Below are 21,941 nucleotides of genomic sequence, written 5' to 3'. Positions count from 1 at the left end.
ACGCTCGGCGCGTCGTTCCGCCGCAGCACCGGAGGCGCCTGCCGCATGCCCGATCGGGCCCGCATCGCACTCGTCATCCTCGTCCTGGCCGTGCCGCTGGTGCCGCTGGTCGGCGGCCTCGCCGCCGCCGGGACGGTGCGGGACCTGGTGCTGATCGGACTGGTCGCGCTGGTCGCCGGGGCCTTCGTCTTCGTGCTCGCGGGCGATCCGGCGCGGCAGGCCGCGCGCACCAGGCATCAGGCCTCGCGCAGCGCGGCGGTCACGCTGGGCAGTGCCGGGGCGCTCGGCCTGGGCCTGATCCTGTTCGTGCTGTGGCTGCGGGCGGCGCCAGGCGCGGGCATCGCCTGGGACAGGCATGTGCTGGCGCAATACGGCTCCGTCGCCTTCTTCGCCGGCGCGGTCGGCTTCGGGGAGCTGATCGCGCGCTACCGCGACGATCCGTCCCGCCTGCTCGGGATGCGGCCCTCCGCGGCCTATATCTGCATCAACGTCGCCTCCGGCATCATCGCGCTGGCGCTGGTGCAACAGTTCCAGGTGATCGACGCCGCCAACCCGAACAAGCTGCTGGTCGAGACGCTGCTGGCCGCCTTCGGCGCCATCGCCTTTTTCCGTAGCTCGCTGTTCACCGCCCGGATCGGCGATGCGGATGTCGGCATCGGCCCCTCCACCATGCTGAAGACCTTCCTGGAAGGGTCCGACCGGCTGGTGAACCGCAGCCAGGCGACCGACAGGGCGGATACCGTGGCCGAATGCATGCAGGACATCGACTTCGAGAAGGCCAAGGCCACCCTGCCCGCCTTCTGCCTCGGCCTGGTCGAAGGGCTGAGCGTTGAGGAGCAGCGCGAGCTCGGCGAGCAGATCGCGCGGCTCGACCAGGATGCGAAGATCACGCCGGCGGCGAAGACGCATATCCTCGGCGTCTACCTGCTGCGCCAGGTCGGTGGCACGGTGCTGGCGAAGGCGGTGCAGACCCTGGGCGACACCATCCGTACCGGCGGCCCGCAACTGGCGGAGGCCATGGATGTGCCGGAGTAAGCCTCAGCCGCAGCCGGGATAGGCGAGCCAGCCGAGTTCTCGCCCGTCCGGGTCCACCACCCGCCAGGCGTCGACGCAGCGCCGTTCCAGCATGAAGGCGCGCAGGCCTTCATCAGCCCGCGCCGCACCAGCAGGCCGTAGGGCGGTGCCGGCGCAATCCTGCCGCGTGGCATCCGGCAGCAGCAGGCGCGCGACCACGCCCCCGGCTTCCTCCCACGCCGCCACCACCATGGCGCCGGGCCGGTCCGCGAGGCAGGCGCGCAGCGCCGGCGCCCATTCCACCACCCGCGTTTCCCAGGCCACCTCCTGCGCGAGCGCCAGCCCCGGCAGCAGCGCCAGGGCCAGAGCCGACCGCATCAGTGGATTTCGCTGGCCCGGCCGATCGCCTCGGCCAGCTTCGCCGCGCTGAAGTCCGGGTCCTTGCACAGGTCCAGGATCACCTTCTCCCGTCGCGCGCCCAATTCGATCGCGGCCGGGATCAGCCGCACGGCCTCATGCGGGATCACCACGGCGCCGTGGAAGTCCGCGTGGATCACGTCCTCATGCTTCACATGCATCCCATGCACGGCCACTTCCTGCCCGTAGGCCACCATGTGGACGTAGGCGTGGGAGGGATTCACCACCCCCGCCAGCAGCTGGAAACCCGGCGCCAGCATATCCAGGTCACGGATCGAGCCGTTGGTGACGCCGCCCTGCGCGCCGAGCGCCTTGTGCACCGCGGAATGCACCTCGCCCCAGAAGGCGCCCACGCCCGGCGTGTCGTCCAGGTCCTGCAGCACCACGATGGTCGGCAGGGAGGCACGCTCGACATACTCGTACCAGCCGAGCCGCACCGCGCGGTCCTGTTCGGCCGGACGGCCGGAGGGTGCCGCGGCGCGGATGGTGCCGGTGCGCGCCAACCCACAGATCGGCGGCAGCTTGCGGTCGGCGGCGACCAGCGGCCGCACCGTAAAGCCATGGCCGCGACGGCTCGGAACCACGGTCTCCAGCGCATTGCAGATAGTGGGCGTATCCCATTGCCGGAGCGTCTCGAGGTCTTCCAGCGTGAACGGATGCTCGGCCATGGTCGCGTTTCCCTTTCCCGGCAGTGTGCCGGCCGCAGGATCGAACCTGCGCCCCGGCTCGTCAAACGGTCCTCCCCGAACCAGCCAAGCTTGTTGCCACCTCGCGCCGCCTGTAGCCTCACGCCCAGGTCAAGAAGGCCACGCCCCCATTCCACCGGACCCGCCCCGAGCCATGACCTTGCAGAAACCCGGCGCCTCCCGCATCCGCGCCTGGTTCGGCCGTATCGGCGTGCGCGCCGGGCTGATCTCGCTGCTGATGCTGATGGTGGTCGGGCTGCTCTCCGGCGCGGCCCTCATCGTCGTCGCCCGCCAGGTCGTCATCATCGAGCAGCTTGGCCTGCGCGACCGCAATGCCGATGCCGCGGTGGACGATCTGGCGTTGAACGTGGCGGATTTCTCCTCGGCCTTCGCCAGCGTCATCGCGGGCGTCCTGCAGCCCGGCCCCAGCGCGCAGCGCATGGTCCGCAACGGGCAGCTCATCGGCGAATCCTTCGACCGCATGGTGGCGATCCTCGGCCCGCAGATCGACCCCATCGTGCTTGGTGGCGGCGTCGACATGGCACGCCGGCTGCCGGAATTCACCGAACAGGTCCGCGCCGCCTTCGCCGCACGGGAACGGGCACAATTCGGCCCGCTGCACGAGGAATGGCTCGACTTCGCCTCCGCCTTCAACCGTGTGGCCAGCGTCGCGCGCACCGAGGTGAAGCGCAGTTCCGACGAGTCGCTGGAGGCTGCGCACCAGCTGGAGGACCAAGCGCGCACCATCGTCCTGGCCGCCGCCGGGGCCGGGCTGATCGGCTGCGCCCTGGTCTGGGTGGTGCTGGTCCGGCTGCTGGCGCAACCGCTGTCACGCCTCGCCATGGCCATGGTCCGCCTGTCGCGCGGCGCGGTGGAGACCGCGGTGCCGGGTTCCGAGCGCACCGACCAGGTGGGCGAAATGGCGCGCGCCGTGCTGGTGTTCCGCGAGAACCTGGTCGCCGCACGCAACCTGACCGAGACGGCGCTGGAAAACGCCCGCCGCACCGCGGTCGCCACCACCCAGGCCTCCGACGCCATCGGCCAGGTCTCCGACGGCGCGATGACCCAGCTCGCGGAATTGCGTCAGGTCGAGGAAGCGCTCGGCCAGACCCAGGATGCGGTGCGGGAAGTGGGCCGCACGACTCAGGACAGCAGCGACCGCGCTGATGAGTCGAAGGCTCTGCTGGCCGAGAACCTGGTGAAGCTGCGCAGCCTGATCGAGCTGGTGGACGCCGTCGCCGAGGATACCGAGCGGGTGACGCGCATCGCCGGCACCATCGCCAAGATCGCGACGCAGACCAACATCCTGGCGATCAACGCGGCCATCGAGGCGGCGCGCGCCGGGGAACACGGCCGTGGCCTTGCCGTGGTGGCGGAAGAAGTGCGTGCCCTGGCCGCCAGCAGCGAGAGCCTGGCGCAGGAAATCGCCGACGTGGTCCTCGTCGCCGGCCGCCGCACCCGCGAAGGCAGCGGCACCGCCGCCGCGGTGGGGGAGGCGATGGACGATTTGGAGAAGCTGGTCACCGAATCCGCCCGCCTCGCCGGTGCCATCGCGGTGGCGATGGAGGAACAGCAGGCGACCGTCACCTCCATCACCGACCGGGTCAGCACCCTGTCCCGCATCGGCCAGTCCAACGCCACCGCCGCGGAGGAAATCACCGTGACCATGATCGACCTGTCGAAGCTCGCGGCGGAGACCCGCAGCGTCGTCGAAGCCATGGCCTCGGAAAAGGGCGCGCGCGCGTGAGCGAGACGGTGGCGCCCGGCGAGGATGTCGCGATCCTCGTCGTCGACGACAGCAGCTTCAACCGGCTGGTGCTGAAGCGGCGCCTGGCCGAACTCGGCTATCCCAACGTGACGATGGCGGAGGACGGATTGCAGGGCCTCGCGGCGCTGGAACGCGGCCATTTTGACATCATGCTGCTCGACCTCGAGATGCCCAACCTGGACGGCATCGGCGTGCTGGAGCAACTGCGTGCGGCACGCGGCGCGGCGCCGCCCGTCATCGTCATCTCGGCCCTGACCGAGATGGAGAAGATCGTCCGCTGCATCGAACTGGGCGCCGAGGACTACCTGCCGAAATCCTTCGACCCACCGCTGCTGCGCGCCCGCCTCGGCGCCGTGTTGGAGAAGAAGCGACTGCGGGACCTGGCGGATGCGCGGCTGGCGGCGCTGGAGGCGGAGCTGGAATCGGCCCGCGCCGCGCAGCTTTCGCTGGTGCCGCGCGATTTCGCGGCCGCCGCCACGGGAACGTTGACGGTGCACGCCGCCATGGTGCCGGCGCGACAGGTCGGTGGCGACCTGTACGACTGCCTGCGGCTGGATGCGCGCCACATGCTGTTCGCGGTGGCCGATGTCTCCGGCAAGGGCGCGCCCGCCGGCCTCACCATGGCGCGCACCCTCGGCTTGATGCGCGCGGCCGCGAAGCGGCTTTCGACGGATGGCCAAAGCCCCGACCCCGGCGCCATCCTCGCCATGGCGAATGACGACCTGGCCGCCGACAACGAAAGCCAGACCTTCGTCACGGTGGTGCTGGGCATCATCGATGGCACCACCGGCGAAGGCCGCATCGCCGTCGCCGGCCACGACATTCCGCTTCTGGTCGCCCCGGGCGCCGCGCCGCGCCTGCTGACCGGCCTGCGCCGCCAGCCGGCGCTCGGCGTGATGGAGGGCATCGGCTACGCCTCCGACCCCTTTCGCGTCGCGCCGGGCGAAGCGCTGTTCTGCTATTCGGACGGCGTGTCGGAGGCCGAGGACGACCGCGGTGGCTTCTTCGGCCGTGAACGGCTGGAAGCGGCACTCGTCGAGGCCGGCGCCGAACCGATCGCGCTGGTGGAAATGGTGCTGCGCGCCGTGACGGCCTTCGCCGACGGCGCGCCACAGGCGGACGACATCACCGCCCTGGCGTTGCGCTACCAGGGCTGAAACCAGCGGTCATTTTCGATGACCGCTGTGTTTTTCGCGCCCTGAGACGCCGGGCCCGGCCTTCGGCCGCTTGGCTGCGCGGCACTGGCCGCGGCGCCCGTCTGGGCCTCCGTCTGGGCGCCCGTCTGGGCGCTCGGCTGGCCGTGCCGGCCGCACGTCACCCAATGATGCCGCTGGTCAGAGACCTCTCAGTTCGGCAGCACCGGCGCGTTGGTGACATGGAACACACCGTCGGCCGCCAGCACCTCGCCACGGGTGATGGCCACCGGCGGGCGCCCGGCCGCCAGGGTCACACCCTCCCGCGTCAGGGTCGCGGTCCGTGTGCCGGTCGGCTGGACGTTCAGGCGGGCACGGTCCCAGGTGACCACGGTGTTGCGCCGCGCCGCGATGTCCGCGAAGCGCAGCAGCCCGAAGGCAGCGTTGGCGAAGGCGATGGGCTGCAACAGGGCGCGCTGCGCCTCCGTCGGGCTGGACGGCGGATTGTCCAGCAGCGCCAGGACCGGTGCCGGCAGGCCGTTGAAGCCCTCGTTCACCGGGGCGAACAGCGTCACCGCGCCGCTGCGCAGGCCGAGCCGCGTGTTGGCACCGCTGACCGTCAGCAGCGCGGCGAAGCGACGATGCTCCGGCTTGCCGCGCAGCAGGGTCAGCAGGTCGATCGTGCCGTCCTCCGGCAGCGTGCGGGGTCTGGTGGGCGTTTCGCAGGCGGCCAGGAGCAGCGCGAGGCTGCCAGCGCCGAGCGCGTGGCGTCGGGAAATCACGGGCAAGTCCCTTTTTACATACCGGGTGATGAAGCCGGGGCGAATCGCCCGGCACCGGCGCGGCCTGCCGCGTCTAGCCCTGCGAAAGCCCCCCGTCCAGAAGCGGGAAGGCTGTTACGCAGGCGGCCGGATTCGCAGGGTCAGCCGGACACGTCTGGTGCAAAGCCATCCGGCTCCAGCACCACCACCGGCTCTCCGTTTCCGAGAACGCCGACACCGCCGATGCCGGGCAGCGCCGCCAGCGCCGGGTGCAGCGGGCGCAGCAGCAGGTCGGTCCGCCGCTGCACGCGGTCCACCGCCAGTCCGAAGGATCGGCCGCCCGACTTCACGATGACGATGGTACCGGCCATGGCGCGTTCCGGCCCGATCGGTCCCTCGGTGCCGATCAGAGCGGCCAGCCCCAGCACCTCGCAGCCCGCCGCAGCCCCGGCCTCCAGCACCGCCTCCACCCGCGCCGCCGGCAGCGCGTAGGAGTGGCCGGCAGCCTCCACGAGAAGCACCGGCTGCACCGCGGCGGTCAGCGGCAGCAGCAGGGTGAAGCTGGTGCCCTGCCCCGGCTGGCTGGCAATCTCCACGGTGCCGCCGGCCCGGCGGATCGCATCCTGCACCACATCCAGGCCGACCCCGCGGCCGGAGGTCTCGGTCACCGTCTCGGCGGTGGAGAAGCCCGGCCGGAACAGCAGCGCGAAGACCTCCGCCTCTGTCATCTGCGCCGCCTGCTCCGGGCTGACGACACCGCGCGCCACGGCGCGGTCGAGCACCCGGGCACGATCGATCCCCCGCCCGTCCTCGGAGACGCGCACCCGGACCTGCCCGGTGCGCCGCGCGGCGGAAACCCGCAGCGTGCCGCGGCGCGGCTTGCCGGCCGCCTCGCGCGCCTCGGCTGGCTCGATGCCGTGGTCCACCGCGTTGCGCGTCAGGTGCAGCAGCGGGTCGGCAAGCAATTCGACCAGGCTGCGGTCGATGGTGACGTCCTCGCCTTCCAGCAGCAATTCCACCTCCCGCCCCGCCGCCTGTGCCACCGCCCGCACCACCCGCGGCAGCCGGGCGAACAGCGTGCCGATGGGAACCACGCGCAGTTCCATCACGGCATCGTCCAGCCGCCGCATGCCGACCGCGAGACGGTTCTCCGTCCGCACCAGCATTTCCTGCAACTGCCGCAGCCGGCCGAGCGCCACACCCAGCTCCCGCGCCGGCCCGCCCGGCAGCCGGCGTTCGAGCGCGCCGAGCGCCGCCAGCGCCTCCGTCGCGCCGCCATCATCCAAGGTTTCGGCAAGGGCGAGCGCCGCTGCGCGCACCTCTGTCTCCAGCGCGATGATCTGGTCGATTGTCTCCTGCCGCACGCGCATCGTCACCGGCGCAGCAGGTGCCACCACCTCCGGTGCAGGACCTGTCGCCGCGGCGGCGAGGTCCAGCACCGCCAGCCCTGCCGGGTCGGCCGCCGCCAGGGCGCGCGACAGCGCCTCGAACTCCGGAGGACCGGCCAGCAACATGTCGAGATGCGGCGGATGGGCGTCCAGCACCGTCCGGCTGGTCAGAACCTCGGCCTCGGCGGCCAGCACCGCGGCGATGGCCGTCTCAAGCTCCGCCGGCAGGCCGAGGGCAAGGCGCAGGCGGACCAGCGGGCGGCCCCCTTCCACCGCGGCGAGCACCCGGCGACGGCCCTCCGCGCCCAGCAGCGTCGCGAAGCTGGGGGGGATGCGCGGATCCGTCGCCTCCGTCGTCGGCAGTGCCTCCCCCACCGCGCGCAATGCCGGCAGCCCGCCTTCGGAGGCATTGCGCAGCCGTTCGACCAGCGCCGGCCCCTGCGCCGCCAGGATGGCCGCCGCATCCGGGTCCGTGCCGCGATCGGCCAGGTCCTGCACGGCGAGCAGAAGCTGCTCCAGCCCGCCCAGCCCGAAGCCGGCCGCGATTTCCGCCGCGATGGCCGCGCCGGCCATCGCGGCGGTAGCATCGCCGCCCGCCAGCGCCGCATCCAGTTGCAGGGCAAGCCCCGCGAGCAGCGGCCCGAGCGCCGCCGATTCGCCGCCCGCAGGCCCCACCAGGGCGGCCACCCCGGCAGGCTCGCCTACTTCCGCCTCCAGCAGCCCGAGTAGCCGCCGCAGCGCGCCCAGCGCCGCGAGGCCGCCGCCGCCGGCGAGCCGTTCCACTGCCGCCGCCAGCCGGTACAGGCCGAGCATCCGCGCGGCCTCGGCCAATTCGCCTGCCTCGCGCAGCGCCTCCGCCCGGCGTTCCAAGGCGAGACCGGCGAGCAACGGCGCCGCCTCGGCAAAGCGGGACGCCAGCGCCCCGCGCAGCGCCGTGCCCGCCTCCATCCTCGGGGCCACCGGCTGCGGCGGTGCCACCGCAGCGGCCGGCCCGGCTTCGGCCAGGGCGCCAAGCCGCGCCAATAGCTCGCCCGGGGCCGGCACGTCCCGATGCGTCTCCAGCACCTGCGCCCGCTGCCGCCGGAGCGAATCCACCGCCGCCAGCAGCGCCTCCGCCACGGCACCGGAAACCACAAGCCGCCCGTTGCGTGACAGGCCGAGCAGGTCCTCGCAGCGATGCGCCACGTTCTTCAGCCCCGGCGCGCCGAGCGCGTCCGACATGCCCTTCAGCGAATGGAAGGCGCGGAACAGCCGGTCCACCTCGTCCCTACCTGTGCCGCCGGCGGACAGGATGCGGTCGATGGTGTCGAGGTGATCCTCGGACTCGCCGGCGAATTCCTGCCAGAGCGCCTCGTCCTCGATCATCGCGCGGCCTCCACCGGCAGGCCGGCGGCCCGCCGTGCCGTCCGAAGCAGTGCCACCCCCTGGCGTTCGCGCAGATCCGGGCTGAGCGCGCCGGATGGCTTGCCGACGATGCCCGCGACGCCAAGCCGCCGCGCCTCCACCGCCGTGGCCGAACCGGGCCGCGCGGCGGAGGAGACGATGACGACCGCCCCGCCGCCCTCCAGCGCCCAGCGCCGAAGCACGCCCATGCCGTCCAGCTCCGGCATCTCGATGTCGAGCATTGTCAGGTCCGGCGCCAGATCGCGCAGGGCTTCCAGCGCCCGCAGGCCGTCCGGGGCCTCGCCGACAATCTCGAAGTCCTCGTCGAGCGCCAGGGTCTCCCGCACCAGGCGTCGCATCATGGCGCTGTCATCCACCACCAGCACGCGCTTGCGCGGCCGGCCGACGGGTTCCGGCATGTCCCCACCCGCCGCGACGATGCGGGCCGCCTGTGCCGCAAGTTCGGTGGAAAGGCTGTGCAGGCCGTCTGCGTCGAAGGGCTCCAGAAGCCCGGGCGCGCGGTCGAGCAGCCGCAGCAGCGAAGCGAGGCCCACCGCCCCCGCCATCGCGCGCAAGCCATCCACCGCCCGCCCCGCCGCTGCCGCGTCCGCAGCGCCGGCAAGCCTGTCGCAGCCGGCTGCGAATTCGGGCGCCAGCGCCGCCAGCATTTCCGCATCGAGCAGCGCGGCCGGTGCCTCCGGCGCGGCGGCCTGCGAAGGTGACTCCGGCGCCAGCGCCACATCGCCGCCGGCCTCGCCCACCACCCGTGCCTGCCGCGCCAGCGCCTCCGCCGCCTGGTGCAGCGCCGGCCAGTCCAGCGCCTCCAGCGCCTGTGACGCCCGGTCCACCAGCGTGGCGAGCGACGCCGCGCCGAGTGCCGCGGCCATCGCCCGCATCTGGTCGAGCGCCCGCGACGCCGCCAGGGCATCGCGCACCATGGCCAGGCGCACCGCCTCCGCCTCGAACTCCGGCACGAAGGCGTCGAGCAGATCGCGGTCGAGCGTGCTCATTCCACCAGCCCCGCCACACGCCGGCCGAGCCCGGCCGGGTCCGCCGTCTCGATCGCCAGCCCGGCGGCGATCACCGCGCCCGGCATCCCGGCAACGACACAGCTGGCGGGCGTCTGGGCCAGCACCGGCATCCCCCTGTCCTGCATCGCCCGCGCCCCGACCACGCCGTCGCGCCCCATCCCGGTCAGCACCACGCCCAGCGCCCGTCGCGCCACCAGTGCCGCCGACTGGAACAACAGGTCCACCGAAGGATGCACCGCGGCAGCCCCGCCCGCGAGCCGCAACACCAGCCCGGCCTCCGGCCCGCCGGCGCCGCGCGCGAGATGCCCATCCGTGCCACCGGAGATCAGCGTCACCTCTCCTGACATCAGCCGCTGCCCGGTGCGCCCCACGCCCACCGGCACGCCGGACAGCCGCGCCAAATGCTGCGCCAGGTCCGGCCCGAGATCGGCCGGCATGTGCTGCGCCACCACGCAGGGCACCGGCAGTCGCCCGGCCGCGGCCAGGAAAGCGGCCAGCGCATCCGGCCCGCCGGTGGAGGCGCCCACCACCACTACGTCGCAGCCACCTGCCGCCCGCACCACCCGCACCGGCGCGGCGCCGCGCGCCGCCGGCCGCACCGCGGCGCGCTGCCCTGCCCAGTGGCGCAGCCGGCCGCGCAGCTCCCGGTCCAGCCGCGACAGGTCAACCCCGCCGAGGTCACCATCCTTGCACAGGTAGTCCACCGCCCCGCGGTCCAGCGCCGCCAGCGCGGTGGCGGAGCCGTCGCTTGTATGGTGGCTTACCATCAGCACCGCCGGCGGGTCCGGCAGCGCCATGATCCTCCGGGTCGCCTCCAGCCCGTCGAGCTTCGGCATCTCGACATCCATGGCGATGACGTCGGGGCGCAGACGCGCGGCCTGCTCGATCGCCGCCTCGCCATCGGCCGCCTCGCCGACCACGCGCAGGTCGCCTTCCGCCTCGATGATGCGGCGCAGCGCCATGCGCATGAAGCCGCTGTCGTCGACCACCAGCACGCGGATCATGCCCGCCACCCCGCCAAAACCGCGGCGCGGCAGACCGGCAGCGGCATCTCGCCGAAGGTCGCCACGGCGGAGACCAGCCCCTCGCCGGCCACCGCCGCGATCAGCCGCTCCGGGATGCGGCGCAGGCCGGTGACCTGTTCCACCGCAAGCGCCATCGGGCGGGCGCCGGCCAGGCGGAGCAACGGCGCCTCCGTACCGGGATGGCGCAGCACGGGGGAAAGGCCCATGCGCAGCCCGGCATCCAGAACGGGCAGCACGTCGCCACGATGCGCAGCGACACCTCGGAAGGCCGCACCCAGCCCGGCCATGCCGGGCGAGGCGGTCGGCGAGACCGGAGGGATCACCGCAAGCACCTCCTCAACCGGCAGGGCGAAGGCCTGGCCGCCCGCGGCACATAGCAGCAGGTTCCGCACCGGCTCTGGCACCGGCGGCGCCACCGCCTCGGCCAGCGGTGCCTGCACCAACGCCTCGGCCGCGGCGTCCAGCCGGACGATCAGCGTCGCCTCCCGCGCCTGCGCCGGCCCGACCCGGGCGCAGGGCACGCCAAGCCGCCTGCCGCCATGACGGAACAGCACCAGCAGCGCGGCCTCCTCCGCGGGCCCTTCCGCCGCAAGCAGCCAGGCGGGGTCGAGCACCAGCACCGGCGCGCCCGCCGCCACGGCATAGCCGAGCGCCGCGGGCCCCGCCCCGGGGGCTGCGCGCAGCGGCGGCAGCGCCACCACGCGCTCCAGCACCGTGAAGGGCAGCACCATGCGCAGCGGGCCGAGTTCCGCGGCGATGGCGACCTGCCGCGCGCTGCCGCGGCGCATCGGCACCGCCCAGCCGCCAGCTTCCGCCGGCAACGGCGCCGGCGTGCGCCGGCCGCCGAGCCGCGGCACCACCAGCAGCGGCGCGCCCTCGGCCGGCAGCTCCGCGAAGGCCTCACCGGCGACCACGACGCGGCCATTCGGCCCGTCCAGCATCACCCAGGCCGGCCCACCCGGCAGGCCGGGCGCCGCCGCCATCACCGGCACCACCTGGCCGCTGACCACGGCAATGCCGAGCAGGGCCACCCCCGCAAGCGGCGCCGGCCGCAGCGGCGCGGACTCCACCGGCACCGCGTCGGCCGGCAGAGCGAAGACCAGCCCACCCGCGCGTAGCGCCTCAGCCATCGGCCATGTCCCGCCGCCAGATGCCGACCAGGTCGCGCGACCAGGGCACCAGCCCAAGCCCCTTCGGCGGCCGGTCCGTCGGGCCCAGCAGCAGCGCACCACCCGGCCGCAGCGCTGCGGCCAACCGCCGCAGCACCGCCACCCGACCCTCCTCCGTCATGTAGATCAGCACGTTGCGGCACAGGATGGCATCGGCCGCGCGGTCCGGCAGCGCCGCATCCAGCAGGTTGGCGCGGCGGAAGGCGACGGCGGCGCGCAAGGCCGGAGCGGGGGAGAACCAGTCGCCCGCCACCTCCAGCAGAGCGCGATCCTCCGCCGTCACTTCGCGCAGCGCATCGGGCGGGCCGAGCCGGTAGCGCGCCGCCATCGCCGCCTGCAGGGCCGGGCGGCACAGATCCAGGCCCTCGACCTGCCAGGGAACGCCGGCGCCGGTGCCGAGGATCGCCAAGGTCCAGGCCTCCTCCCCCGTCGCGCAGCCGGCCGAGACGAGGGCAAGCGCGCCGCGCCGCGCCAGCAGCGGCAGCACCTGCGTCCGGAACGCCGCCAATTGCGGCGCCGCGCGGAACATCCGGGTTTCCTGCACCGTGACCGCATCGAGCAGCGCCGCCCACTCCGGCTGGTCGATATTGGCCTGGTCCAGCGGCAGGCGCGCCAGCAGCGGCGCGGCGCGCTTCAGGCGATTGCGCAGCACGTCCGATTCGGCGAAGCCCGCCAGCCGGGCAAGGCGCGCCTGCAACGGACCCAACCCAGGATCATCGAGGGTGGGGCTGCCGCTCAGCCGGACAGGTCCAGCACGGCCGTCATGCGATTGCGCCCGTCCTGCCGGCTGTAGTCCAGCGCGCGCGTCATCTGCCGCACGAAGTGCACGCCCAGGCCGCCGACATCGCGATCCTCCAGCGCCGCCCCGGTATCCGGCGCCGCCTGCGCCAGGGGGTCGAAGGCGCGGCCATCATCCTCGATGGTGGCCACCAGCGTGTCGTCCTGGTGATGGACCGCGACGGCGACGAAGGTGGCGGCGCCCGGGCCGGTGCTGCCATGCATGGCGACGTTGGCCGCCAGTTCCTCCAGCACCACCGTCAGCCGATGCGCCACCTTCGGCGCGAGCGCCGACTGTTCCGAAAAGCCCTCCAGCGCATCAAGCAGGCGCGCCACCGCCTCGGGGTTCGGCGGGATGGTCATCGCGAAGGATGGGGCGGAGGCAGGCGGCACCCGTGTGCCCTCTCATGGCGGATTGACCGGAGGTTAGCCGTGCCGATGCCACTTGTCGCGCCCCCTGCGTCGCCCGCCTCTACCCAGGGTCACGCGGCCATGTTCCAGTATCGATCGGTCGACGTGCCCAGTATAACTGACGCCGGCATTGTAACCAGGGCGACTACGCGCGTCGAAAGATACAGTCTGAAGGAAGTTCGTTCCATTCGCCCGATTCCGTCCTGGTTCTTCGGCTACCTCGCCGCTCTCACCGCCCCGCGCGAAGACCGCCGTACCGCCCGCCCGCCACAGCTTGACTTCGGACTCGACGAGGCACCGGGGGCAGCGCAGACGGCGGCATTGGCGGGCCAGCAACTGGCGATCCAGGCGATCTACCTGATCCTGCCCGGCTTCGTCGCCGCGCAGTACGGCCTGCTGGCGATGGACGTGCTGAATTTCGTCTGCCTGTCCGTTGCCGCGGTCGGCATCGCCGGTCTTCTGCAGGCGCTGCCGCGCGGGGCAATCGGTTCCGGCTACCCCGTCGCCTCGATTCCTGCCCCGATCTTCGTCGCCGTCTATCTCTCGGCCGTGTCCGAGGCGGATCCCGGTACCGTCGCGGCTGCGACTGTGCTGACCGGCCTGATCGGCCTGATCCTCGGCGCCACGCTGCGCCGCATCCAGAAGCTGGTACCGACCGAGGTGGCCGGCGTGGTCGTGCTGCTGATCGGCGTCAGCCTGCTGCCGCGCGCCTTCGCGGCCGCCAGCACGGCAGCGGCGGACTCACTTCACCCGGCGATCACCTTCGGCACCCTGGCCGCCATGGTCGCGCTGGCCCTGAAGGGCGGGCGATTGGCGCGCTTTGCCGTGCTGGTCGGCGCCGCGCTCGGCACCACCGCGGCGCTGGCGTTCGGGCTCGGCGCGTCCGACGTCGATGTGCTGGCCAGCGCGCCGTGGTTCGCGCTGCCACGGCCCACCCCGCCGAGCCTCGGCGCCTTCGATGCGGCGCTGCTGCCGGCCTTCCTGGTGGCGCTGCTCGCCTCCTTCGCCTCCTGGACCGGCGACCTGCTGGCCTTCCAGCGCGCCGCGGATGGCAATTGGCGGCGCCCGGACCCCGCCCCGCTGCGCCGTGGCCTGGTGGCACAGAGCCTGGCGATGCTCGTCGCCGGCTTGGCCGGGGCGATGCCGACCGGCACATCCTCCGCCTGCGTCGGGCTCGCCATCGGCACCCGGGTGCTGTCGCGGCGCGTCGCCATCTTCGCATCGGTGGCGCTGCTGGCGCTGGCCTGCTGCCCGAAGCTGCTGGCGCTGCTGCTGGCGCTGCCGGACCCGATCGAGGCGGCGATGCTGCTGTATGTCTGCTGCTTCATGCTGGCCAGCGGCTGCCAGTTGACGGGCGCGCGGATGCTGGACACGCGGCGCACCTTCACCGTCGGGCTCGGTCTCGCGCTGGGTCTCGGCACGCTGCTGGATGCGCCGGTCATCGCGCAGGTGCTGCCGCCGATGCTGCGATCGCCCATCACCGCCGGCGCGCTGGGCGCCATCCTGCTGAACCTGCTGACGGCACCGCTGGTGGCCCAGCGCGCCGCCTTCACCATCCAGCCGGGCGCCGGGATGAACCAGGCGCTGCTGGACCAGGTGGAGGCGCTGGGCGGCGCCTGGGGGGCGCGGCGGGAGACGATGACCCATATCGGCCACGCATTGCTGGAACTGGAGGAACTGCTCGCGGCACGAGGTGGCGCCGCGGAAATCGCGGTGCAGATGCACTACGCGACCGACCGTATCCTGGTGACAGCGACGTGGCAGGGCGAGCCGCTGCCGAGGCCTGCCGCGCGGCCGGACGTCACCGACCTCGAAGGCTCCGACACTGCACGGGAGGCCTTCGCGCTCTGGCTCGCCACCCGCAACGCCGAACGGCTGGACCAGCGCGCGATCCCCGGCGGCGCCGAGCTGCGGCTCACCTTCGCGGACTGATACCAAATCCCGGTGATCGTGATCGATCACGGCCTTGTAGGTCTCGCTCATCGGCGCCGGCATCCGCCCGCTTGGCTATGCGCCACCTGGCGGGGCGGCCATTCGGCCGCTCGCCCGCCTTCGGCGAGCGCAGGTTCCGATCAATGGGATCTGGTATGAGCTGGCCTCAATCCACCCGGATATTTGCCTCCCGCACGATCTGCGCCCAGCGCGGCAATTCGGAGGCGACCAGCGCGGTGTAGTCGGCGGCGCTCATCTGGTTCGGCCTCGTGCCAAGATCGGCCAGGCGCTCCGCCATCGCCGGGGTGTTCAGCCCGCGCACCAGGGCCGCATTGATCCGGGCTGCCACGGCAGGGTCCATGCCGGCAGGCCCGGACAGGCCGAACCAGTTGTTGGCGACCAGGCCCGGGAACTGCAACTCCGCGAAGGTCGGCACGCTGGGCCAGCGGATCGCGCGTTCGGCGCTGGTGATGGCCAGCAGGCGCAGCTTGTCATTGCGGCCGATGTCGGCAACGGCGGCCATGACGCCATCCGTCTGCCCGGCCAGCACGTCCAGCACCGCGGGCGCCGCGCCGCGATACGGCACATGCAGCAATTCCACCCCGGCCATGCGGGACAGCATCTCGGTCTTGGCGTGGCCCGTGGTGCCGTTGCCGGAGGAGCCGACCTTCACCGCCCCCGCCGAGACCCGCGCCGCCGCCAGGAACTGCGCCAGCGTCTCGTACTTGCCGTCCCGCGCCACCCCCAGCGCCGTCGGCACCGCGGCGATCAGCCCGATATGCGTGAAATCGCGCAGCGGATCGTAGGGCATGGTGCGGTTGACCGCCGCGCCGACACCATGCGAGGCGATGTTGGACACCACGAGGTGCAGCCCGTCCGGCGGCGATTTCGCGACGTTGTCGGAGCCGATCATGCCGCCGGCACCGGCGCGGTTGTCCACCACGACAGGCTGCCCCAGCCCCGCTTCCAACTCCCGCGCCGCCAGCCGGCCCAACAGGTCCACCGTGCCGCCGGGCGGAAACGGCACGACCAGCCTGATCGGCCGGGCCGAACCGCCAGTCTGGGCGAAGGCGGGGCGCACCAGCGCAGGTGCCGCGAGCGTGGCGGCGAGCAGAAGACGGCGGCGCATCTCAGGACACTCCTTGTCGGGTTACAGGCCAGGACCAGGCCGGCTTCGCGCGTCCGGCCAGCAGCCGGATCGCGGATCGGGTCGCGGCCACGGCTCCCGCGACCGCCGCTGTTCCTTCGATGACGCAGCCATGGCAGGGGCAGATGCGGTCCACCGCGCGCGCGGCAAAGATCGCGTCGAGGTCGGCCAGGATCGGCGCGGGGTCGATGCCGACCAGCCAATCGAACTTGGCCGACAGCATCCCGGCGATCGCGCCGATCTCAAAGGGCTTCTCGCCGGGGTCGCGCACCAGGGGCTGCCCGGGATCGTCCCGGGTCAGGAAGCCGAAGCTCTCCGAGGTGAACAGGCTGCGCGTGGTGTGCTCGTAGAACCAGTTTGTCGCCAGCAGGCGCAACTGCACGCGCAACGGCTCCAGCCGCAGGCGCCCGACCTCCAGCACCTGCCCGACCTCGATCCGCACGGCGCGCACCGGGGCCATCGCCTCGATCCGCGCATGCGCCTCCGTCGCCTCGACCCAATCCATCAGCTCCAGCGGGTTGAGCACGCCGACATAGGGCACCTCCGTGATGCCCAGCGCCTGCGTCATGGCGTGCAGGTTCGCCATGCAGTCCTGTTCGCGCCGCGTGTTCACCATGCGTCGCCGGGTCGTGTCGCCGAGTGTCGCTTCCAGGGCCGGCCGCAACACCGGCCAATGCACCGGCAACCCGGTATCAACCGCCATCCACTCGGTGCCATCCGTCAGCGCATAAGCCGTGACCGGCAGCCAGCCGCGCAGGTCGGGCGGCAGCCAGCTGACAGGCTGCGCGCCGCCCCGGAGCCAGCCCGACGCGCCATGCAGCGTGCCGGGAATGATCGCATGCAGGCTCACGCCGCGCGCGCCATGCCGGCCTTGAACAGCGGCAGCATGTCCCGCCAGTTGTCCACGACGGCGCCATGCGCGCTGGCCAGCATCGCGGGGTCCAGCCGTGCCAGCAGGGCGTCCATTGCGGCATTGCCCTCGGCATTGTCGGTGAAGCGCGGCCAGTGCAGAGCCTTGCTGTTGAAATCCTGCATCAGTGCCACCTCGGGCGCCGCGACCTCGCTGCTGAAATGGTCGCTCTGCCCCGGCGTGTGCGGATGGAAACAGGCGCAGGCGTCGGACAGGAACAGGATCCGCGTCACCGGGTCGAACCCCCACAGCGTATCCGGCAGGTCGCGCCACACCGGCGGCACGAACAGGAAGTGGCGGTCGCCGAGGTCCAGCGTCTCGCCGCCTTCGACATGCCGCATCCGGTCGGTCAGGTGCGGCAGGTACAGCGGCCAGTCGCGCAGATCACCCACCGCCACAGCCTCCGGCCAGCGGGACAGCCAGCGCTCCAGCAGCCCGGAATGGGGCAACTCCGCATGGGTCGGGAAGATGTAGTCGAGCGGCCGACCGGCCAGCGCCGCGACCACATCACGCTCCACCTGTTCGGCATGCGCCGGGTGGCCGGTGTCGATCAGGATGCTGCGCTGCGACCCCATCAGCAGGAAGCAGGAATAGTGCGCCAGCATGCCGCTGACGCTGGCCGCCATGCAGCCACCGGTCCACAGGCAGCCCGGCGCGATCAGCCGCGGCAGCGTCCCCGTTGCCTTATCCATACAGCACCCTCCACACCCGCTCCGGCGTCAGCGGCATGTCGATATGCGCAACGCCCAGCGCATCGCAAGCCGCCGAGACGATGGCCGGCGGCGCACCGCAGGCTCCACCCTCCCCCGCGCCCTTCACACCGAGTTCGTTGATCGGCGTGGGGACGATGTTGAAGCCGATGGCGAGGTCCGGCAGATCCGCCGCGCGCGGCATCGCGTAGTCCTGGAAGGTTGCTGTCAGGAACTGGCCGGAGTCGCGGTCGTACAGCGCATGTTCCAGCACCGCCTGGCCGAGGCCCTGGGCGATGCCGCCATGCGACTGGCCGTGCACCAGCATTGGGTTGATGACGTTGCCGACATCGTCCACCGCGGCGTAGCGGTCCACCGTCAGCAACCCGGTCTCCGGATCGATCTCGACTTCGGCGACGTGGCAGCCATTGGGGAAGTTGCATTCGGTGCTGCGCTTGTAGAGCACGCGCTCATCGAGGCCAGCTTCCTCGCCGGCGGGCAGCTTCGCAGGATCGGAGGCCGCCGCCGCCACCTGCTGCCAGGTCACGCCGAGATCGGTGCCGGCAACGGAGAACCGGCCGGCGTGGAACTCGATATCCGCGACGCCGGCTTCCAGCAGATGCGCAGCGACGCGCTTCGCCTTGGCCAGTACCGCTTCCGAGGCGCGGGAGCTGGCGACGCCGCCCATCTGGGACGACCTGGACCCGCCCGTGCCGAAGCCCTGCTCAACCGTATCGGTGTCGCCCTGCACCAGCTCGATATCCTCGAACGGGATTCCGAGGCGGGCATGGACGATCTGCGCGAAGGCGGTCTCATGCCCCTGGCCGTGGCTGAAGGTGCCGACATGCAGGCGGGCCTTGCCATCTGGGGCGATGTTCAGCCGCGCCCATTCCTGCGGTTGGCCGCCGGAGGCCTCGATGAAATAGCCGATGCCGCGCCCCCGCTTGCGCCCGCGCGCCTCGGAAGCCGCGCGACGTGCGTCGAAGCCGTTCCAATCCGCCAGGTCCAGCGCCATTGCCTGTGTGCCGGCGAAGTCGCCACTGTCGAGTTCGTTGCCGACGCAGTTCACATACGGCATCTGGTCGGGCCGGATGTAGTTGCGCCTGCGGATCTCGTCCTTGCCGATGCCGAACAGACCGGCGCCGACATCCAGCAGGCGTTCGACGGTGTAGGCGATTTCCGGGCGACCTGCGCCGCGATAGGCATCGGTCGAATGGGTGTTGGTGAAGACGCACTGCACCTGCAGGTTCACCGCCTGCAGGTCATAGACGGTGCCGGCGATCCGCGCGCCGGCCACGGTCGGGATGCGCGGGCCGAAGTCGAACAGGTACGCGCCCATCGCCGCCATGGTCTTCGTCCGCATGCCGAGCGCCTTGCCCTGCGCGTCAAAGGCCATCTCGGCTTGCGTCACATGATCGCGGCCATGCGGGTCGGACAGGAATGTCTCCGTCCGGTCCGCCCGCCACTTCACCGGCCGCCCCAGCTTCTTGGCCGCCCACAGCACCATGGCGGATTCCGGGAAGTTCTTGCCGCGCAGGCCGAAGCCGCCGCCGACGTCGGGAGAGACGACGCGCAGCTTGTCCATCGGCACCTTGAAGATGAACTTCGCCAGTGATTCCCGCACGCGGATCACGCCCTGGCTCGGGCTGTGCAGCTCGTAGCGATCGCGCTCCGCGTTCCAGGCGCCGACGGCGACGCGCGGTTCCATCGGGTTGCCGACGAGGCGGTTCTGCACCAGCTCGACCTTGGCGATCCTGTCGGCCTTGGCGAAGGCGGCATCCGTCTCGGTCTCGCGCCCGTTGGACCAGGTGACGCAGAGATTGCTGCCGCGCTCCGGCCAGATCACCGGCGCATCCGCGTCCAGCGCGCGTGCGGTTTCGGTCACCGCTGGCAGCATCTCGTAATCCACGGCGACGAGTTCCGCCGCATCCATCGCCTGGGTCCGCGTCTCCGCGATGATGGCGACGACAGGATCACCGACGAAGCGCACGGCCTCCGTCTGCAGTATGCTGCGCGGCGGGGCGAACAGCGGCGCCGTTCCCGCCATCGGTGGCACCTCCACCATCACCGGGAACAGCCCGAGGCCATCCGCCGCCGCATCATGCCCGGTCAGCACCAGCAGCACGCCGGGCGCGGCGCGGGCGGCCTCGACATCGATCGACAGGATGCGGGCATGCGCGTGCGGGGAGCGCAGGATGGCGAGATGCGTCTGGCCGGGCAGGTCGATGTCGTCGGTGTAGGTGCCGCCGCCCGTCAGCAGGCGCACATCCTCCTTGCGCCGCACGGGCTGGCCGATGCCGAACTGGTCCATCTTGTCGTTCCCTACCCGTTCATCAGAGCCGCAGCCGCCTCGCCCGCAATGCGGCCGAGCGTCACCGCGCTGAGCAACCCATTCCCCGAGAGATAGCCCGAAGCCTCCGGCCCCGATACGCCGCAGGCCGCGCCACCCGCCGCGAAGAGATTCGGGACGATGCCGCCCGCCGCAAGCCGGACCCGTGCATGGTCGTCCACCGCAAGCCCGCCCTGGCTGTGGAACAGCGCGCCGGTGACGCGCACCGCGCGGTAGGGCGGCGCCAGTTGCGCAACACCGGCCCAAACGCGCCCGAAGCCGTCGGTGGCGCCGGCCGCCTTCAGCGCATCCACCTGCGCGACCGTGTCGGCAAGCGGCAGCTTCGTGAGCCGGGCGAGATCTTCGACGCTGTCAGCCGTCAGCACCGCGCCCTGCGCCTCCGCCTCACGGTAGTCCGCGAATTGCCGCGCCACGCCGGCGATGCGTTCATCGAAGATGTCCCAGGCTATGCCGCCGGGCTGGCGCAACACCGCGACGCCGGCCTCCGAATAGCCGCTGGCCTCGTTCCAGAAGCGCGCACCCTGCGCGTTCACCTGGAAGCCGCCCTCCATGATGACGGCCCAGGACACCAGGATGCCCTGCGGGTGCGCGACGGAGCCATGGCCCTGGTGCCCTGTCATGTCGCGCAGCTCCAGCCCCAGCGCCTCCGCCCAGCCCACCGCCTCGCCCTCGTTGCCCGCATGGCCGAAATACACGGCATCGGCGAGGTCCGGGATGTAGCGCCGCACGAGCGCCTTGTTGCCGGCATAGCCGCAGCAGGCCAGCACCACCGCCCCGGCGCCGATGCGCTCCGCGCTGCCATCCGGCCGCCGCACCACCAGGCCGCGCAGCGCGCCGTGCTGGTCCAGCACCAGCGTCGTGGCGCGGGCTTCGGTCAGCAGCGGGATCTCGGCGGCCTCGGCCGCGGCACGCAGGCGGTCGACCAGCTCCGCGCCGCTGCGGCTCGGCAGGCCGTGCATGCGGCGGCGGCTGTGGCCGGGGTAGTCGAAATCATGCACGACGCTGAAATCCAGACCATGCGCGCCTGCCAGCCATTCCAGCGTCGGCCCGGCGGCTGCCGCCACCAGCCGTACCAGCCCGGCGTCAGCCTGCCCGTGCGCCTTGCGCTGGATATCCGCGGCGAAGGCCTCGGCATCATCCGCGATGCCATACGCCGCCTGGAACCGGGTGCCCGCCGCCGGGATCAACCCGGCCGAAAGCGAGGTGCTGCCGCGCGGCACCGCATCCCGCTCGATCACCAGCGGCTCCACCCCCGCGCCACGACAGGCCACCGCCGCGACCAGTCCGGCGGCGCCGGCGCCGATGATGGCGACCGGCACCTCGGCGTCGAAGCGCGGATCGACTTCGCGGCTGACGCTCATCCCAGGCGCGCCAGTTCGTCCGCCACCGTGCTGATCCGCGCCACCGGCGCCAGCGCCGCGATCGCGGTCTCATGCACCTCGATGGAGAAGGCCGCGCAGGCGTCGCGCAGCACGGTCACCTCGAACTCCCGCACATGCGCGCCGCGCACCGTGGACGCCACGCCGCCATTGGTCACGATGCCCGCGACGAGCAGCTTGCGGATGCCCGCCTTGCGGAGGATCCATTCCAGCCGGGTCTGGTAGAACGCGTCATAGCCCACCTTCTCCACGGGCAGGTCCGAGGGCGCCAGCTCATCGACCACCGCATGGCCCCAGCCGCCCTGAACGAAGTCGCCCTTCTTCAGGAAAGGCCGCAGGTGGCGCAGATGCGGGTCGATGAACGGTTCGCCACCCTTGCCGGTGAACAGGGTGAAATGCGTCGACGCGATCCAGCCGCCTCTCGCCCGCACCGCGTCAGCCAGCGGCTTGAGCCGCGCCGGGATTGCCGCGATTGCCGCCGCCCCCTGCCCGGCGCGACCATAGGCGCCGTCCGGATGGAGGAAATCGTTCTGCAGGTCGCACAGCAGCAGCGCGGTATCCGACAGCATCG

At 72.2% G+C, this 21,941-nt stretch carries 19 protein-coding genes; 4 read left to right on the top strand and 15 right to left on the bottom strand.

Features of this window, described 5'->3' with window-relative positions; all coding sequences use genetic code 11:
• Positions 1-45 precede the first annotated feature (45 nt).
• Complete coding sequence (locus ACLF3G_RS21085; RefSeq protein ID WP_430671379.1) at positions 46-1,035, top strand: hypothetical protein; 990 nt, start codon at positions 46-48, stop codon at positions 1,033-1,035.
• A gap of 3 nt (positions 1,036-1,038) precedes the next feature.
• Here the strand turns inward: ACLF3G_RS21085 and ACLF3G_RS21080 are convergent, their stop codons facing one another.
• Entirely contained in the window at positions 1,039-1,392 is a 354-nt protein-coding gene (locus ACLF3G_RS21080) for a hypothetical protein (protein ID WP_430671378.1), read from the bottom strand.
• A complete protein-coding gene (locus ACLF3G_RS21075; RefSeq protein WP_430671377.1) occupies positions 1,392-2,099 on the bottom strand; it encodes an RraA family protein in 708 nt (235 codons plus the stop codon). Before ACLF3G_RS21075 ends, ACLF3G_RS21080 begins: the two co-directional genes overlap by 1 nt.
• A gap of 172 nt (positions 2,100-2,271) precedes the next feature.
• Here ACLF3G_RS21075 and ACLF3G_RS21070 point away from each other — a divergent pair, with 172 nt between their 5' ends.
• Both ACLF3G_RS21070 and ACLF3G_RS21065 read left to right on the top strand, forming a co-directional pair.
• Positions 2,272-3,864: a methyl-accepting chemotaxis protein gene (locus ACLF3G_RS21070; protein WP_430671376.1), complete on the top strand. Its 1,593-nt coding sequence runs from the start codon at positions 2,272-2,274 to the stop codon at positions 3,862-3,864.
• Positions 3,861-5,042, top strand: coding sequence for a PP2C family protein-serine/threonine phosphatase (locus ACLF3G_RS21065; protein WP_430671375.1), 1,182 nt, complete (start codon positions 3,861-3,863; stop codon positions 5,040-5,042). Before ACLF3G_RS21070 ends, ACLF3G_RS21065 begins: the two co-directional genes overlap by 4 nt.
• A gap of 188 nt (positions 5,043-5,230) precedes the next feature.
• On the opposite strand, the gene ACLF3G_RS21060 is transcribed toward ACLF3G_RS21065, so the two are convergent.
• From ACLF3G_RS21060 to ACLF3G_RS21030, 7 genes are all read right to left on the bottom strand, one after another.
• Positions 5,231-5,800 (bottom strand): fasciclin domain-containing protein, encoded by a 570-nt coding sequence (locus ACLF3G_RS21060; protein WP_430671374.1) that lies wholly within the window; start codon positions 5,798-5,800, stop codon positions 5,231-5,233.
• Positions 5,801-5,940: 140 nt separating this feature from the next.
• Positions 5,941-8,532, bottom strand: coding sequence for an ATP-binding protein (locus ACLF3G_RS21055; RefSeq protein ID WP_430671373.1), 2,592 nt, complete (start codon positions 8,530-8,532; stop codon positions 5,941-5,943).
• A complete protein-coding gene (locus tag ACLF3G_RS21050) occupies positions 8,529-9,560 on the bottom strand; it encodes a response regulator (protein ID WP_430671372.1) in 1,032 nt (343 codons plus the stop codon). Before ACLF3G_RS21050 ends, ACLF3G_RS21055 begins: the two co-directional genes overlap by 4 nt.
• Positions 9,557-10,585: a chemotaxis protein CheB gene (locus ACLF3G_RS21045; RefSeq protein WP_430671371.1), complete on the bottom strand. Its 1,029-nt coding sequence runs from the start codon at positions 10,583-10,585 to the stop codon at positions 9,557-9,559. Before ACLF3G_RS21045 ends, ACLF3G_RS21050 begins: the two co-directional genes overlap by 4 nt.
• Positions 10,582-11,736 carry a chemotaxis protein CheW gene (locus ACLF3G_RS21040; protein ID WP_430671370.1) on the bottom strand — a complete coding sequence of 385 codons (1,155 nt, stop codon included), beginning with the start codon at positions 11,734-11,736 and terminating at the stop codon, positions 10,582-10,584. Before ACLF3G_RS21040 ends, ACLF3G_RS21045 begins: the two co-directional genes overlap by 4 nt.
• Complete coding sequence (locus ACLF3G_RS21035) at positions 11,729-12,472, bottom strand: CheR family methyltransferase (RefSeq protein WP_430671369.1); 744 nt, start codon at positions 12,470-12,472, stop codon at positions 11,729-11,731. The genes ACLF3G_RS21040 and ACLF3G_RS21035 overlap by 8 nt, the downstream gene beginning before the upstream one ends.
• 38 nt (positions 12,473-12,510) lie before the next feature.
• The gene (locus ACLF3G_RS21030) at positions 12,511-12,915 is read right to left on the bottom strand and encodes an ATP-binding protein (RefSeq protein WP_430671368.1); all 405 of its coding nucleotides are present in this window, start codon (positions 12,913-12,915) and stop codon (positions 12,511-12,513) included.
• A gap of 129 nt (positions 12,916-13,044) precedes the next feature.
• Here ACLF3G_RS21030 and ACLF3G_RS21025 point away from each other — a divergent pair, with 129 nt between their 5' ends.
• Positions 13,045-14,895 carry a solute carrier family 23 protein gene (locus ACLF3G_RS21025; protein WP_430671367.1) on the top strand — a complete coding sequence of 617 codons (1,851 nt, stop codon included), beginning with the start codon at positions 13,045-13,047 and terminating at the stop codon, positions 14,893-14,895.
• Positions 14,896-15,061: 166 nt separating this feature from the next.
• On the opposite strand, the gene ACLF3G_RS21020 is transcribed toward ACLF3G_RS21025, so the two are convergent.
• Genes ACLF3G_RS21020 through ACLF3G_RS20995 form a run of 6 tightly spaced genes read right to left on the bottom strand, consistent with a single transcriptional unit; the run spans position 15,062 to position 21,939 of the window.
• The gene (locus tag ACLF3G_RS21020; protein WP_430671366.1) at positions 15,062-16,024 is read right to left on the bottom strand and encodes a Bug family tripartite tricarboxylate transporter substrate binding protein; all 963 of its coding nucleotides are present in this window, start codon (positions 16,022-16,024) and stop codon (positions 15,062-15,064) included.
• Position 16,025: 1 nt separating this feature from the next.
• Positions 16,026-16,892 carry a hypothetical protein gene (locus tag ACLF3G_RS21015; RefSeq protein ID WP_430671365.1) on the bottom strand — a complete coding sequence of 289 codons (867 nt, stop codon included), beginning with the start codon at positions 16,890-16,892 and terminating at the stop codon, positions 16,026-16,028.
• Positions 16,889-17,644 (bottom strand): MBL fold metallo-hydrolase, encoded by a 756-nt coding sequence (locus ACLF3G_RS21010; protein ID WP_430671364.1) that lies wholly within the window; start codon positions 17,642-17,644, stop codon positions 16,889-16,891. Before ACLF3G_RS21010 ends, ACLF3G_RS21015 begins: the two co-directional genes overlap by 4 nt.
• The gene (locus ACLF3G_RS21005) at positions 17,637-19,952 is read right to left on the bottom strand and encodes a xanthine dehydrogenase family protein molybdopterin-binding subunit (RefSeq protein ID WP_430671363.1); all 2,316 of its coding nucleotides are present in this window, start codon (positions 19,950-19,952) and stop codon (positions 17,637-17,639) included. The genes ACLF3G_RS21010 and ACLF3G_RS21005 overlap by 8 nt, the downstream gene beginning before the upstream one ends.
• A gap of 11 nt (positions 19,953-19,963) precedes the next feature.
• Positions 19,964-21,352, bottom strand: coding sequence for an FAD-dependent oxidoreductase (locus ACLF3G_RS21000; protein ID WP_430671362.1), 1,389 nt, complete (start codon positions 21,350-21,352; stop codon positions 19,964-19,966).
• Positions 21,349-21,939, bottom strand: a complete 591-nt coding sequence (locus ACLF3G_RS20995) for a cysteine hydrolase family protein (RefSeq protein WP_430671361.1) — start codon at positions 21,937-21,939, stop codon at positions 21,349-21,351. Before ACLF3G_RS20995 ends, ACLF3G_RS21000 begins: the two co-directional genes overlap by 4 nt.
• Positions 21,940-21,941 lie beyond the last annotated feature (2 nt).

The organism is Falsiroseomonas sp. HC035, from assembly GCF_050563525.1.
Lineage (GTDB): Bacteria > Pseudomonadota > Alphaproteobacteria > Acetobacterales > Acetobacteraceae > Falsiroseomonas.
This window is presented reverse-complemented; position numbering and strand designations above follow the sequence as displayed.

Coding starts and splice junctions, on each gene's coding strand:
- ACLF3G_RS21005 (WP_430671363.1), bottom strand. CDS start 19,952: ATGGACCAGTTCGGCATCGGCCAGCCCGTGCGGCGCAAGGAGGATGTG.
- ACLF3G_RS21040 (WP_430671370.1), bottom strand. CDS start 11,736: ATGGCTGAGGCGCTACGCGCGGGTGGGCTGGTCTTCGCTCTGCCGGCC.
- ACLF3G_RS21010 (WP_430671364.1), bottom strand. CDS start 17,644: ATGGATAAGGCAACGGGGACGCTGCCGCGGCTGATCGCGCCGGGCTGC.
- ACLF3G_RS21075 (WP_430671377.1), bottom strand. CDS start 2,099: ATGGCCGAGCATCCGTTCACGCTGGAAGACCTCGAGACGCTCCGGCAA.
- ACLF3G_RS21020 (WP_430671366.1), bottom strand. CDS start 16,024: ATGCGCCGCCGTCTTCTGCTCGCCGCCACGCTCGCGGCACCTGCGCTG.
- ACLF3G_RS21070 (WP_430671376.1), top strand. CDS start 2,272: ATGACCTTGCAGAAACCCGGCGCCTCCCGCATCCGCGCCTGGTTCGGC.
- ACLF3G_RS21045 (WP_430671371.1), bottom strand. CDS start 10,585: ATGATCCGCGTGCTGGTGGTCGACGACAGCGGCTTCATGCGCATGGCG.
- ACLF3G_RS21025 (WP_430671367.1), top strand. CDS start 13,045: ATGTTCCAGTATCGATCGGTCGACGTGCCCAGTATAACTGACGCCGGC.
- ACLF3G_RS21085 (WP_430671379.1), top strand. CDS start 46: ATGCCCGATCGGGCCCGCATCGCACTCGTCATCCTCGTCCTGGCCGTG.
- ACLF3G_RS20995 (WP_430671361.1), bottom strand. CDS start 21,939: ATGCTGTCGGATACCGCGCTGCTGCTGTGCGACCTGCAGAACGATTTC.
- ACLF3G_RS21030 (WP_430671368.1), bottom strand. CDS start 12,915: ATGACCATCCCGCCGAACCCCGAGGCGGTGGCGCGCCTGCTTGATGCG.
- ACLF3G_RS21050 (WP_430671372.1), bottom strand. CDS start 9,560: ATGAGCACGCTCGACCGCGATCTGCTCGACGCCTTCGTGCCGGAGTTC.
- ACLF3G_RS21080 (WP_430671378.1), bottom strand. CDS start 1,392: ATGCGGTCGGCTCTGGCCCTGGCGCTGCTGCCGGGGCTGGCGCTCGCG.
- ACLF3G_RS21000 (WP_430671362.1), bottom strand. CDS start 21,352: ATGAGCGTCAGCCGCGAAGTCGATCCGCGCTTCGACGCCGAGGTGCCG.
- ACLF3G_RS21055 (WP_430671373.1), bottom strand. CDS start 8,532: ATGATCGAGGACGAGGCGCTCTGGCAGGAATTCGCCGGCGAGTCCGAG.